Genomic DNA, 13,449 nt, shown 5'->3' with positions numbered 1-13,449 from the left:
ATTCTCACTGAGCTACTGTCTCCCGGGACGGATCCTTTCCGACAAATAGCTGACTGAGAGCGCAAAATAGTGGTCCTGATCCCAGGCAAGCAGCGCACGATAATTATCGTAGACCAGATAGGAACGGCCTGCCGCACCATCTGGCTGTACCAGAGAAGGTTGCATATCAGCGCGATTGGGAAGGTCCTGACCATTAAAGCGGCGTACCCCGACAGATTGCCAGTCAACAAAGTTAGCCTGATGTGCTATGCCACTTGGACCGGCATAGTCTTGCGGTACCTTAACCTGGCGGCCCCAGATCTGATCACTATTCCACCCCTGCTTACTTAAAAAATTAGCGTAAGAAGCCAGTACATCCGCTACCGAATTCCTGTGATCGACCTTGCCGTCTTTATCACCGTCACGTCCGTACTCCAGCAACATGCTCGGGGTGAAGCCGGACTTTGCCAGCTTGCCGTCCCGCTCACCCAAGAGTTCTTCTGAATCCAGGTTATGGGCGGCCAACAGTCTAAGCGCGGCAACCACCTCTTCAGAATCCCCCTGTTGCTCATAAGCCAGTGAGCTGGTCACAGACAACAAAGGGTAAGCACTGGAAGTCAACTGAAAATCGCTGACGACACCCCAGAGTGCAATCAGGAACCTGGGTTGTATTCCATACTCATTTTCCAGTTGCGCCAGTAACTCCCCATGCTCATCCAGCAGCTGCATTGCCTGAGTAATCTGAGTCTGAGAGAAACGGTTGGGCAGAAAAGTTTCCAGTGTCGCGGGAGCCTCGTCTTTCACAACGGGAGTCGGTGAGACTGTTTTAAAGCGTTTAATTCGGGAAAACTGACTGTCCAGCCAGGTTTCATCAAAGCCAAGTGGACGAGTCTGTTGCTGCAACTGAGCTAAATATTGACGGAAGTTGTCACCGCCGGCGCCAATTCCCGCTGTGGCAGAGGAAGTTAAAGTAGGCTGGGCTGCCACGCCACCTGCAGAAGCTAAGCCTAGGCAGCCCAATACTATTGTGAAAAATTCCCTTTTCATCATGATTCCATCCCTAGGGTCTGTTGACCTTTCATGGTTGAATTTTGCTAGTTCTGGACGCGCTTTAATCGCGACGCAAGGTGTGCCGCCTAGTGGGGCTAAGCAAATACCTTGCAACAGAGAGTAAAGCGCCTACAGCCCCTGGCAGTTTCAGTCCTCTAGTCCCAACCCCTGACGGTGGCTCTGGAGCAGGTTTTCAGGTGGTGGCGGCAACTGCAAATAGTAGCCTTTATCAGCCAACTCGGTACGAACACGGTTGATATCAGCCAATCCCAGATGCTCACGTTGAGCGATAGGGAAAACCATTACCAACTGAGGAGCACCAAACATTTCCATCAAGGCCTCAGGAACATCATCAAAACAGTCGCGCTTATTCACAAACAGATAGGTGTCGGCTTTGCGACTGCTTTTATATACGGCACACAGCATAATTGTCCAAAATTCCGGGTTATCAAATCTTGCCAGTACAAAGGCCACACTATAACATGAACCCCATAAATAATAATGCAACTCAGCAATTAGACTGAGTTTTTTCTGGAGATGTACGCTGGGATGGCCACCCCGAGTCTTGAATTGAAAGGCGCGTCTTTCACACTATCAGTGTTGCACATTTACAGCACAGATTTGGATAAATTTGCCACTGAATTGGCAGCCAAGGTTGCACAGGCTCCCCAGTTCTTTGTTGGTGCCCCTCTGGTGGTCAATTTGTCAGCCATTGAATCAGCAGATCTCGACATTGTAGCGATCCGGCAGGTGATGCAGCAGCATAATCTGGTGCTGGTGGGTTTCACCGGTGCCAACGAAGCGCTGACCAGGCAGATCCGCACTATGGGGCTGGCTATTCTCAAAACCGGCAAAGCGGTCGTTACCCCACCACCTCCACACAAAGAAACCCGAATTCTTCAGCAAAACATTCGTTCCGGACAACAGATTTACGCCCAGAACAGTGACCTGATTATTTTCGGGAACGTCGGCAATGGCGCCGAGGTGATTGCCGACGGCAGTATTCATATTTTTGGTGCCCTGCGAGGCAAAGCCATGGCCGGAGCCAAGGGAAATACCCAGGCAGTGATTCTGGCCCGTAAACTGGAAGCTGAGTTGGTTTCAGTCGCCGGTCAATACTGGTTATCAGAAAACCTCGCAGAGCATGCAGACTCAACAAGCGGTTGTATTCGCCTCGACGGCGATTCGTTGGTATTCGAAACACTGCCCCTGTAAGCGGGCGGACAAAGGATAAGTAAACATGGCACATATCATTGTGGTCACTTCCGGCAAAGGCGGCGTGGGTAAAACCACTTCCAGTGCTGCCATTGCCACCGGACTGGCATTGAAAGGACACAAAACCGTCGTTATCGATTTCGACATAGGACTGAGAAATCTCGACCTGATCATGGGTTGTGAGCGCCGGGTTGTTTATGACTTCGTCAATGTTATCAATGGTGAAGCCAACCTGAATCAAGCGTTGATCAAAGATAAGCGCTGCGAGAATCTTCACATTTTACCCGCGTCTCAGACCCGGGACAAAGATGCTCTGACCAAAGAGGGCGTGGGCAAGGTTCTCGACGATCTGGCCGATGCCGGATTTGAATACATTATTTGTGACTCACCGGCGGGTATCGAGACAGGTGCCATGATGGCGCTGTACTTTGCTGATACAGCTATTGTCACCACCAACCCTGAAGTCAGCTCAGTAAGAGACTCGGACCGCATTCTGGGTATGCTGCAAAGTAAATCCCGCCGCGCAGAGCAGAATTTGGAGCCTATCCGCGAATACCTGCTACTGACCCGTTACTCCCCTACCCGGGTTAAAACCGGCGAAATGTTGAGTGTCGGTGATGTGGAAGAGATCCTGGCCATTAAACTGCTGGGTGTGATCCCTGAGTCTCAGGCAGTACTTAAAGCCTCCAACGCCGGTGTCCCTGTTATTCTGGACAAAGAAAGCGATGCAGGTCAGGCTTATGAGGACACTGTGAGTCGATTGCTCGGAGAGGAACTTCCCCTGCGCTTTGTCACAGAGGAGAAGAAAGGCTTTTTAAAAAGGATATTTGGCAGCTAATTTATGTCTTTACTCGATTATTTCAGAAGCAACAAAAAGCCCGCGACTGCAGTAACCGCGAAAGAACGACTGCAGATTATCGTGGCCCATCAACGCAGTGAGCGTGGTGCACCAGATTACTTCCCGCAAATGAAGCAGGAGATTATCGAGGTGATCCGCAAATATGTCGCCATTGAAGAGGACCAGGTGTCGGTTCAATTGGATCAGAATGATGACAATTTGTCGGTACTTGAGCTGAATGTCACCTTGCCTGAAAAAGGCTGATCTGACTTAAGCAGAAAAGAAAAAAGCGCCCGTGGGCGCTTTTTTTAAATGGAAAATTCCAATGTGTGCAATGGAACCGCCGCCAGATCTCCCCGCCAGCCCGTCAGCAACAGCGGCAATTGCTCGCCCCGTCCATCCAGGTGCCACTGCAGAAAATCATGAATATGGCGTTTGGATGCCAGCAGTTCTTCCGGTACTTCACGGGATTCACAGATAGCAATCAATACCGCTTTTACGGCTTTAAATGCCGCCTTGTAGCCAGGGCGCAGTGCCAATACATCCAACGCCTGTGGTGGATTATCCAAATCCGCCGCAGCAATGGCCTGCAGCACTTCCCGCGCGTGGAGGCGCTTCTCCTGCTCGGTGACTTCATTCATGCGCAGCAGCGAGGCCATATCTTTAGGCTGCTTCCTGGCCAGCGCTATCAGGCCATGATCTTTCATCACGAATCCCAATGCCAGGTCCCGTTGCAGCGCTTTATTGAGCCGCCAGGTCGCCAGTGACTTCAACACCGCCAGTTGTTTTGGGGTCAGTTGAAACGCATTCTTAATCCTGAGATAAGCCTCGTCGGCATTGGGCTTGTCCAAACGGCCTTTGGTCAGCCGTTTTCCCTCTTCCCATACCCAATCCATTCGCCCCTGACGCTCTACTTCTGCCTTCAGCGCCGGGTAGAGCTGATAGAGATAATAAACATCATTGGCTGCGTACTGCAGCTGGGCAGGAGTCAGAGGACGCTTCATCCAGTCAGTTCTGGACTCACCTTTATCCAATACAATATTCAGCTGCTGCTCAACCAGCTTGGCATAACCCAGTCCATGGCCCCAACCGCAAAGTGCTGCGGCAATTTGGCTGTCAAACAGAGGCTCAGGCTGACACTTTCCATAGCGGGCAAAGACCTCAAGGTCTTCACTGCAGGAGTGCACCAGCTTGGTAATTTTAGGATCTTTCAACAAGTCCCAGAAACCGGAAAGGTCATCAACCGCCAGGGGGTCAATAAGCGCCAGATGTTTGCCATTGTACGCCTGGATCAGCCCCAGTCTGGCGTAATAGGTACGAGTACGGACAAACTCAGTATCCAATACCAGCAAATCAGTTTCCCGGTAGTGGGCGACCAGTTCATCCAGAGCCGCTTGGTTATCTATATATTGAAACGCGATCAAACTTTTCTCCAAAGTGCGCAACACGCATCGCTTCACCAACAAAAAGCCGGCTGACGCCGGCTTTAGGGAGATTATGCACGCTTGACTTCGTCCCGAAGTTCCCGGCGCAGGATCTTACCCACATTGGTCTTTGGCAATTCATCTCTGAATTCTACCAGCTTGGGAACTTTATATCCCGTCAAATGATGACGGCAATGCTTGATAATCGCCTCTTCGGTCAAAGATTTGTCTTTAGCGACCACAAACACTTTAACGATTTCACCACTCACTTCATGTGGAACACCAACGGCAGCCACTTCTACCACCTTAGGGTGCAGCGCGACGACTTCTTCCACTTCGTTGGGGAAAACGTTAAAGCCGGAAACCAGAATCATGTCCTTCTTACGATCAACAATAAAGAAGAAGCCCTTCTCATCCATGTAACCGATGTCACCGGTTGACAACCAACCGTTCTGGTCAATCACCTTGTCAGTCTCTTCCGGACGTTGCCAGTATCCCTGCATCACCTGAGGTCCCTTGGCAAACAGTTCGCCAACTTCCCCCTGGGGCAGTACATTGCCTTCGTCGTCACGCACCTGCATATCAGTGCCTGGTGCAGGGAAGCCAATAGAGCCGTTATAACCATCCAGGTCATATGGGCAGCAGGTCACCAAAGGAGAAGCTTCTGTCAGGCCATAACCTTCCAGCAAGCGGGTACCGGTCAGGCTCTGCCATTTATCCGCTACCGCACGCTGCACCGCCATACCTCCGCCAATTGAGAACTTAAGTTTAGAGAAATCCAGCGACTCAAATTCAGCATTGTTAACCAAGGCGTTGAATAGAGTGTTCACCCCGGTCAGCGCGGTAAACGGATACTTTTTCAGTTCGCCCACAAAAGCCGGGATATCTCTTGGGTTGGTGATCAGCAGGTTCTTGGCACCTTTGTGCAGGAACAGCAGACAGTTCACTGTCAACGCGAATATGTGATACAGAGGCAGCGCAGTCACCACAAACTCTTTACCATTACCCAGAGCTGGTGAGTATGCGCCATCGGCCTGCAACACGTTGGCAACCACATTGCCATGGGTCAGCATAGCGCCTTTGGATACACCGGTCGTGCCACCTGTGTACTGCAGGAAAGCCAGGTCGGAATTCTCAATCTCAGGTTTCACATACTGCTGACGGCGGCCTTTGGACAACGCCTGACGCATAGAGATCGCTTGAGGCAGATGATACTTGGGTACCAGTTTCTTGATGTACTTAACGACAAAGTTGACCAGGGTACGCTTGGGTGGGCTCAGCAGATCGCCCAAACCGGTCAGAATCACGCTTTCAACCGGTGTCTCATCCACCACCTCTTCCAGGGTGCGTGCGAAGTTGGACACCACGACAATCGCCTTGGCTCCAGAATCATTCAGCTGATGCTTCAACTCTCTTGGGGTATAAAGCGGATTCACGTTAACCACAACGCAACCGGCACGCAGCACACCAAACAGGGCAATAGGATATTGCAGCAGGTTTGGCATCATAATGGCGACGCGATCGCCCTTTTGCAGCTTGAGTTCATTTTGCAGGTAAGCAGCAAACGCGCGACTGCGCTCTTCGAGCTTACGATAGGTCAGCGTCGCGCCCATATTGATGAATGCGGGTTGATCAGCGTATTTGGCAACAGACTGCTCAAACATGTCGACCAATGAGGAATAATGATCGGCATCGATACTAGCTTGCACGCCGGCAGGTAAGTGATTAATCCAGGGCTGGTTCACAAAATTCTCCTAGGTTCCCCAAAAGCAGTGCATACAAGGCAAAGGCCTTTTGGCAGCATCAAATCAGTGACACTGCCACACTGAATAATTTACAAATCAGATTGTTATTCTATACGACCGCACAAAAATCATACGCCCGTTTGAAATTTTGACCATCATCACATAAATGGATGGATTTGCCTAGATCCGGTTTAACCGGTCAGACCAAAAACGCTCGCAGAGCATTGGCGGCACCCGATGCATTCCCCATGTGCAGATGATGATCTCCAGCCAACATATGGTGGCTGAGATTGGCATACCATTTTTCCATTATGGGCCCGGCTTGGTGCAGTTGTTTAAAACCCTGCTCTCCGGTGAGTAACAAGGTAGCCACAGGTACCTGAGTCATTAACTGATCGACCTGTTCGAAACTGAATCTCAAAGGCGAGTCCAGCCTGAGCCTGGGATCAGTCCGCCACCGATAACCATGATCACAGGGCTGCATATTACGCTCTATGATCAAGCGGCAAAAACCTTCATTCAGACCAGTCAGTTGGCGTCTTGCCCTGACCACTGTGTCCAGTTGCGAGTACACGGTTGCAGGCTTAGCCGGTGCACTATGGCCTGAAATACTGGTTCTGAGGCGGTTGCGGATATTGGACTCTGACTCAAACAAGGGACCAAGCGCTTCAATCAGGGCAAGCCTGCGAACCTGATCCGGGTATAACGCCGTGTAAGCCGAAGCGACAATTCCCCCCAGAGAATGACCGAGCAGACACTCCACTCTTGCTCCTTCATCACGCAACTGATTGAGCAGGCAATGAAGATCTAATAGATAATCAGACCAATGCAAGGGCGTTGAACCTGGCCTGTGGTCCGAATACCCATGTCCAGGCCACTCTACGGCCAGCAACTGGAAATCGGTTAACTCTCTGGCCAAAGGCTCAAAGCTCATGGCATTATCCAGCCAACCGTGCAGTGCCAGAATCAATGGCTTTTCATTGTCGCCGAATTTTAATCCTGCGAGCCTGATATGAGGCAGGTCAAAAGTTACGTTTTCAATGGCAACGGCCATATTTTCCTTCCATGTTTAAAGCCGGCCTGCCTCCCCAGGGGATCGCCGCGGCAAGACTGTCATAATTTTCAGTATGTTTCTTTGCGCCAACACGCCATTTTAAGAAAATGAAAGTGATCCGACCACTTACAGCAAAACCTTGCGATTACTCACCGCAGGTCACCCCACGAGCAGTCTGAGGGTTTATTGGGCAGCTTCCACTCTTCGCCAGGTGAAATAGAGTGCCAACGCACTGCAAACCAACCAGATACTGATCCATATCCAGCCGGGTATCCAGGTCAAAGATGACAGGAGTTGTGCATCTCCTTTGCCCTCAAGTCCCATCAGAGCAAAGGGGCTGGTCAGGGCATTTAACATCACCATAAGTGCCATCACTCTGAGCAGTGTCATCAACAGATTACTTTGGGCAAATCTCAGGGGGGCCAGAAACAAAATTCCAAGCGCAATAAGTATGATCAGCGTCAGCAGGTCCCTGGCCCAGAGTATGGTGGTCAGCGCCACCAGTGAGGTCAGGATGCCATAACTGACTTTAACCCAGGCAGGTCTTGTTGCCATCTGGTACATCAGATAACCCCATAACGCAGCGCCAAAATATCCGCTGAAACCAATCAGGACTGGCCATCCGCCAGCGGAAAAACAGTAACCGGCACCATTGGGGAAAAGTTGAATATGGCTGACTACCCCACCACTGATAACGGTTGCCAGGCCGTGGGATAACTCATGAAAGAAGCTCTCAAGCCATTGAAAAGGAATACTGATAAAAGGCAGTCTGACCAGAATCAAAGCCAGGATAAGTTCCAACATAAAGCGGCCGGGTCTGGGAAGCCCGGAGCCAGACTGCTCAGGCATAGGTATCTATACCCACAGCTTGCGAAATGGCCTCTCTCTGGGAGGCATGTTGGGTATGCAGATACTGGCTGATAGCCTGACGACCTGTGGTCAGATGTCGTTCATAAATAATCTGACCGGAAGCTGTGTCAGGCTTTTTATCGGAAATGGCGTTAACAGAGGAGGTATCAAGCCTCGAAGGCACTTGCGCCCCCTGACCAACAGAGGGTGTAGCTTGTGTTACATACCCATAGCCAGCCTGGCTGATTTGCATAATGGCTGACGCCTCCTTTGCGTTAACTCTTACTCACGGCCTGGGAGTTTTTTCCAGGCCACAGTATCACGAAGATAGACGGGTTGCAGATCATCAACACTGGTCTGTAATCCCAGTTTCACGCCTTGCAGAGCCAAGGTCAGCATCTGTTTGGCAGAAGGCAATCTGCACTCCATATCCAAGGTTATCGAGGCTGTCAGACCCAGCAACTGAGGATATGCATCAAAACCTGTCCCACAAGCGATAATAGGTTGATTTTCATCCAGTGACAAGGAAACCGCCTCTGGAGCAGAAACCAGCTCGTCACCTTTCAGGGTGGCAATACCGTCAACATTAATATATTGAGCCCAATACACTTCGCCCATTCTGGCATCGATGGCCACCAGCACCTGATTTGCCCCTTTATTGATAGCGGCCTGCGCCATGGCAGCCAGAGTCGAGATGCCAATCACAGGCTTATCTGCTCCCAGAGCCAGTCCCTGAGTCATGCTGGTACAGATACGAATACCGGTGAAACTCCCCGGGCCGCGACCATAGGCCAGCAGGTCGACATCACACATTTTGATCCCAGCCTGGGCCAACAAACCATCAACCATAGGCAGCAGTCGCTGGCTGTGCTCGCGGGGTACTTCTTCAAATGCAGTGTACTCATTTCCCTGATAAGTCAATGCGGCAGAGCAGGCTTCAGTACAGGTATCCAGGGCCAGAATTGTCGACATCTTGTTGGTCTCACTCAATCATCTGTGGAAGGTGGTGTTTATCTCCACCTGTCATTGGCCGGGAATAATAACATCTGTGCCATGAAAACACAGGCTTGAGGGCGAGCAGAGACCTGTCCCTGAACACAGATCGCTCAGTATTAAACCGATCTGCAGTGATACGCAGGGATCAGCCCCAGGTTTGTGACCTCGCTCACTTAGCGAATTGAGAATAATTCTTACACTGCGCCCTCGATTACAGGGATAAAGCGGTTAAGGCATGTCACAGGATTCATTAGGCGAACTCAAGCGAGTATTTATCAGCGGCATAGGTGCCACTCTGCTCAGTATCGCCCTGGGCTATGGCTTTAAGATCGCTCTGGCCTCTTTCGTTGCCAAGGAGTCTTTGGCTGTTTACCACACTGTAGTGGATGTTATCTCCCTGTCGCTGATCCTGATGACAGGCTTTCGCACCTCCATGGTGGTCAGCTACGCCCGCACCCGTAACGATAAAGATATTATCAACCTGTTCCGCTATAGCCTGATAGTGATGGTGCTACTGACCTGGGGGCTGGTACTGCCCTACATCAAGCATAAACTGAACATGGATGTCGCCTACTGGCAGTTGGTGGGCATCATACTGTCTATGGGGCTTAAGGTTTACTTTACCAATCAACTGGCCATGTATCGGCTGTATGACATCAGTAACCGGGTCACCTGGCTGGATCCCGTCTCACAGATCCTGTTGTTCAGTCTGGGCTATCTGGTGCTGGATATGGCGCCGCTGAGCGCCCTGTTCCACAGTTTGATTTTGGGTAATCTGGTACTGGCAGCGTATATGTTCACCGCTCGTCGCCAACAGATAAGCACTCACCCTCTACAAAGCGTTAACCTGTCAGCGGATTTGAAGAACTTCATGCAAAAAAGCGTCACCGCCTCACTGGAGACGGGTGCCAGCATCATGATGATCTACCTGATGGTACTGCTGACCATTCGCTATTTTTCCGTTGATGAGCTGGGGGATTTTCAGGTCGTTGTACGCCCTGTCATCACCTATATCACCTTGCTGTTCGTGTTCCCCATCTATCGCTTTGTTTTGCCGGAACTCTCCAAACACGTCAGGGATGGCAACTATATCGCCATTGGGGATATTAAACGCACCTTGTATCGTTTTACCGCCCTGGTGTCGGTGATGTTTTTCCTCTTGATGCTGGGATTCGCCGATACTCTGGTGGCCTGGCTCTATCCGCAGGATTATCAGGGGTCTGCGATTGTATTAACCCACTTCGCCAGTTTCTTTGGACTGATGATGCTGAATGCTTACCAATTGGCCTTTATCAAAGCTCATGATTGTTTTAATCAGAGCCTGTTGATCCGTATTGGTGGCCTGGTGGCTATGGTGATCGCTTTCTTCCTGCTGAGGGAATACTCCAACAATGTAGTGAGCGTGATTCTGGCTCTCGGGGCCGGCTATCTGGTGATGTTCCTGCAAAGCCTCTACGTGGAGCAGCAGTTGCTGAAACAGCATGCAAATGGGTAAATACAGGTAAATTCAGGGCTGCGGCGATAGTGCCTCAGGTTCAGGACAAGGCTAGCAGCCTTTGTCTTTCTGGCTCAGGGTGTTTTTCAATAGCATAGCGAAGCATCACTCTGGGCATCCTGGCGTAATGCTGTTCAATAAAGGCTGTCAGCCGGGGCAGATCTTTCTTTCCGGCTTCCCGCAACATCCAGCCCACCGCTTTATGAATAAGATCTTCCGGGTCATCCAGCAACTGCGCCGCCAGATCATAAATAGCGTAACAATCGCCGTGACGGATATACCACCAATGAGCAACGACAGCAATCCGCCGGTCCCAGATTGATGATGAGCAAGCCAGGGTATGCACCCAGGGCCTTCCCCTTGACTGCAATCCTGGTCCAGCAATGTAAGGTGCTGAGCTATCGACCAAATCCCAGTTATTTATCAGCGCCCTGTGGGACAGGTAGGAATTAAAAATTTCCTCCCGCGTAACTGGGTTACTGCGTTTGTATAAGTCCACCAGCAATAGCAGTGCGCCATGTCTGACTTCATGAATGTTGGACCCCAGTAAAGACAGTATTTGTGGCAAAGAGTTGGCAAATTCACTGTTGCTGAGTTGTTTGACTTCGAGTCGCAGTAGTGGCGTCCTCAGTCCGATGAATATGTCCGCTTTTCCGTCAACGCCAGCCGTATGTTTGAAGTAACCCTGAACTTTAAGAGCGTAATCAGCGTCACCTTTTGCGATGAGACGCTCCTCGATAGATTGAGCTTCCGGAGTCAGAAGCGCTGGCTGTACGTGTTCAGGTAAAGAAACTGTTTTCATTATGATAGGAATAGGTTTACAAATCAGACACTTGAATTAATTACTGTTTAAAGGGTACCTGTATCTTTGGCGACCAGAGAAGGTACAAAGGCGTCTGACGCCTTAACAATCAGATTGCGCCCATTGCTTTTGGCCTGGTAAAGCGCTCTGTCTGCTGCATGCTGCAGCTTGTCTACGTCTTCGTTTGCAGCGGGCACCATACAGGAAATTCCTATACTGACAGTGACCACCTCGCTGTCAGCCTGACTGTCAGAGTGTGGTATTGCCAGCGCCGCTACCCGTTTGTGGATCTCTCTGGCCACTTTGAGACCACCTCTGCCATCAGTATTGGGCATAATGACCGCGAACTCTTCACCGCCATAGCGGGCGACCAGGTCTGTGCCACGGCTGACAGATGCAGACATTTTGCTGGCAAGTTGCCTCAGACAATCGTCACCGGCTAAATGCCCATATGTATCGTTAAAGGCTTTAAAGCTGTCTACGTCTATCATCAACAGGCTTAAGGGCCGACCACTGCGGATGGCACTGCGCCAATCCTCTTCCAGTCTGCGATCAAATCGACGGCGATTGGCGATTCCGGTGAGACCATCAAGATAACTGAGCTTCTCCATCTCTCTGTTTTTACCCTCAAGCTCGCGATTGAGAGCTGAGATGAAATGCAACAGCCTTTTCAGAATTCGTGAATGGGTATTGGCGAACTGATCCAGTCTGGCGATGCCATCAGGTTCGACAAACTTAGGAGGAGATGGTCTGACATTGGGCTTTGCGCCTTCCCTCATGCCTACCGCAACCAGACTCAGGTTGAGTAAACCACGCTCCGCGGCTATCTCACTGACGGTATAAAAGCCAAACGTAGGAGCGATTTTTTCAAAGCTACGGGTCTCATCCAGAATATCTTCCAACAGCACAAAACGTCGGCAGCCGCAGGAGAACAGGAGCACTGTATCCGGGAAGAAAGCCGCCATCTTTTGATTCAGACACAAAAGTTGCTGTTCCAGCAGTTCAGGGTGAACAAATCCCAAAGAGAACTCTTCGTCATCACTCACCTTGCTGACAAATTCAAGGTTGCCTTCTTCATCAGCCCCCAAAGGAACCTTGGCCACCAATTGTTTGCCCTCTCTGATCAGCAGTGGAAAGCCCAGCGCATTAGAAAAAAACTGTCTATCGGCAGAGATCCCCAGAAACTCTTTATAGATATCGCCAGCAGGACGGTTATCTATCGTATGGACCGTATTGCCTGTCGCTGAAGTGATACGCATTGATGGCGTCATACGTCGCCACCCAAGCACATCATGCAGTTCAACATCCAGAGAGGGTCCACTAAAGCCCACAACAACCAAAGCTGTTTGGGAACAAAGCTTGCCTGCCATTACCCAGGCTTGTTCCATGGCATAATCGCCGGCCCCGCCACCAAAAACCGGGCAAGGCAGTGGCACTGAGGTAAAGCCTGCATGGACTTCGGCAAAGTTACACTTAAGGGGATTTCCCAGTAAAAGCGCCGCCTTGAGATCTCTCAGACCTTGCATCCGCTCAGCCAGAGTTCTCCCCTGCTCCTGCTCGCAGCCGGGTTCACTTTCTATGGACTCCAGAGTGACGGAAGAATGTTCAAAGAAATAAAGGGTCGCAATAGTCTTACCCAGCAGGGTTTCACCATGACGAATTTCACCGGTTGAAGTGGCACCGGCAACTACCGCTTTGGGGCACCAAAAGGTTGCAGCATCAAGCAACTGAGAGAGGAAGAACTGATCGACATTGGCAGAATAAAGCAGGACCAGACAGCCACTCGACCTGAGGTACTTCTGTTGAACAGACTGTGACGCCAGAAAAAAGGCCAGCTGCTCCGGGTGATCTATCTCAAGGGAGAGAGTATCTATCATAGATGCCTATTCCGGATACTGATCACTCCTCCTGAGAGATCGGTACACCAATACGTTTCAGGCTTCCATTCCTGAATGGATATCTGAGGGAACCCATCCCTAGGACTGCAGATATCCCTGAATGA

Annotated in this window: 14 protein-coding genes; 4 read left to right on the top strand and 10 right to left on the bottom strand. The window is 50.6% G+C overall.

Annotated elements, in window-relative coordinates; all coding sequences use genetic code 11:
• Positions 1 to 12: 12 nt before the first annotated feature.
• Entirely contained in the window at positions 13 to 966 is a 954-nt protein-coding gene (locus tag L2725_RS13570) for a lytic murein transglycosylase (protein ID WP_249249453.1), read from the bottom strand.
• Between the two features lie 210 nt (positions 967 to 1,176).
• Positions 1,177 to 1,455 (bottom strand): YcgL domain-containing protein, encoded by a 279-nt coding sequence (locus L2725_RS13565; RefSeq protein WP_249249452.1) that lies wholly within the window; start codon positions 1,453 to 1,455, stop codon positions 1,177 to 1,179.
• Positions 1,456 to 1,578: 123 nt separating this feature from the next.
• On the opposite strand from L2725_RS13565, the gene minC reads away from it, so the two are divergent.
• From minC to minE, 3 genes are read left to right on the top strand one after another with little or no spacing between them, the layout of a single operon-like run.
• Positions 1,579 to 2,244: a septum site-determining protein MinC gene (minC, locus tag L2725_RS13560; RefSeq protein ID WP_249249451.1), complete on the top strand. Its 666-nt coding sequence runs from the start codon at positions 1,579 to 1,581 to the stop codon at positions 2,242 to 2,244.
• A gap of 25 nt (positions 2,245 to 2,269) precedes the next feature.
• Positions 2,270 to 3,082, top strand: coding sequence for a septum site-determining protein MinD (minD, locus tag L2725_RS13555; protein WP_115137731.1), 813 nt, complete (start codon positions 2,270 to 2,272; stop codon positions 3,080 to 3,082).
• A gap of 3 nt (positions 3,083 to 3,085) precedes the next feature.
• Positions 3,086 to 3,346, top strand: a complete 261-nt coding sequence (gene minE, locus L2725_RS13550) for a cell division topological specificity factor MinE (protein ID WP_115137730.1) — start codon at positions 3,086 to 3,088, stop codon at positions 3,344 to 3,346.
• A 44-nt stretch (positions 3,347 to 3,390) separates the two neighbouring features.
• Here the strand turns inward: minE and rnd are convergent, their stop codons facing one another.
• From rnd to tsaB, 6 genes are all read right to left on the bottom strand, one after another.
• Positions 3,391 to 4,506, bottom strand: coding sequence for a ribonuclease D (gene rnd, locus L2725_RS13545; protein WP_115137729.1), 1,116 nt, complete (start codon positions 4,504 to 4,506; stop codon positions 3,391 to 3,393).
• A gap of 71 nt (positions 4,507 to 4,577) precedes the next feature.
• Positions 4,578 to 6,251: a long-chain-fatty-acid--CoA ligase FadD gene (fadD, locus tag L2725_RS13540; protein WP_249249450.1), complete on the bottom strand. Its 1,674-nt coding sequence runs from the start codon at positions 6,249 to 6,251 to the stop codon at positions 4,578 to 4,580.
• A gap of 199 nt (positions 6,252 to 6,450) precedes the next feature.
• On the bottom strand, positions 6,451 to 7,305 hold the full coding sequence (locus L2725_RS13535) for an alpha/beta fold hydrolase (RefSeq protein WP_249249449.1): 855 nt from the start codon (positions 7,303 to 7,305) through the stop codon (positions 6,451 to 6,453).
• Between the two features lie 183 nt (positions 7,306 to 7,488).
• On the bottom strand, positions 7,489 to 8,154 hold the full coding sequence (locus L2725_RS13530) for a M50 family metallopeptidase (RefSeq protein WP_249249447.1): 666 nt from the start codon (positions 8,152 to 8,154) through the stop codon (positions 7,489 to 7,491).
• Complete coding sequence (locus L2725_RS13525; protein ID WP_249249446.1) at positions 8,147 to 8,407, bottom strand: hypothetical protein; 261 nt, start codon at positions 8,405 to 8,407, stop codon at positions 8,147 to 8,149. The genes L2725_RS13530 and L2725_RS13525 overlap by 8 nt, the downstream gene beginning before the upstream one ends.
• A gap of 29 nt (positions 8,408 to 8,436) precedes the next feature.
• A complete protein-coding gene (gene tsaB, locus L2725_RS13520; RefSeq protein WP_249249445.1) occupies positions 8,437 to 9,126 on the bottom strand; it encodes a tRNA (adenosine(37)-N6)-threonylcarbamoyltransferase complex dimerization subunit type 1 TsaB in 690 nt (229 codons plus the stop codon).
• A gap of 259 nt (positions 9,127 to 9,385) precedes the next feature.
• Here tsaB and L2725_RS13515 point away from each other — a divergent pair, with 259 nt between their 5' ends.
• Positions 9,386 to 10,645, top strand: coding sequence for a lipopolysaccharide biosynthesis protein (locus L2725_RS13515; protein WP_249249444.1), 1,260 nt, complete (start codon positions 9,386 to 9,388; stop codon positions 10,643 to 10,645).
• A 40-nt stretch (positions 10,646 to 10,685) separates the two neighbouring features.
• Here L2725_RS13515 and L2725_RS13510 read toward each other — a convergent pair whose 3' ends face one another.
• Both L2725_RS13510 and L2725_RS13505 read right to left on the bottom strand, forming a co-directional pair.
• On the bottom strand, positions 10,686 to 11,447 hold the full coding sequence (locus L2725_RS13510) for a DNA alkylation repair protein (RefSeq protein WP_249249443.1): 762 nt from the start codon (positions 11,445 to 11,447) through the stop codon (positions 10,686 to 10,688).
• Positions 11,448 to 11,494: 47 nt separating this feature from the next.
• Entirely contained in the window at positions 11,495 to 13,324 is a 1,830-nt protein-coding gene (locus tag L2725_RS13505) for a sensor domain-containing diguanylate cyclase (RefSeq protein ID WP_249249442.1), read from the bottom strand.
• Positions 13,325 to 13,449: the final 125 nt, after the last annotated feature.

Origin of the sequence: Shewanella corallii, assembly GCF_023349125.1 — a bacterium.
Lineage (GTDB): Bacteria > Pseudomonadota > Gammaproteobacteria > Enterobacterales > Shewanellaceae > Shewanella > Shewanella corallii.
Note: the sequence above shows the minus strand (reverse complement) of the source record. Positions and strands in the feature narration are given on the sequence as shown.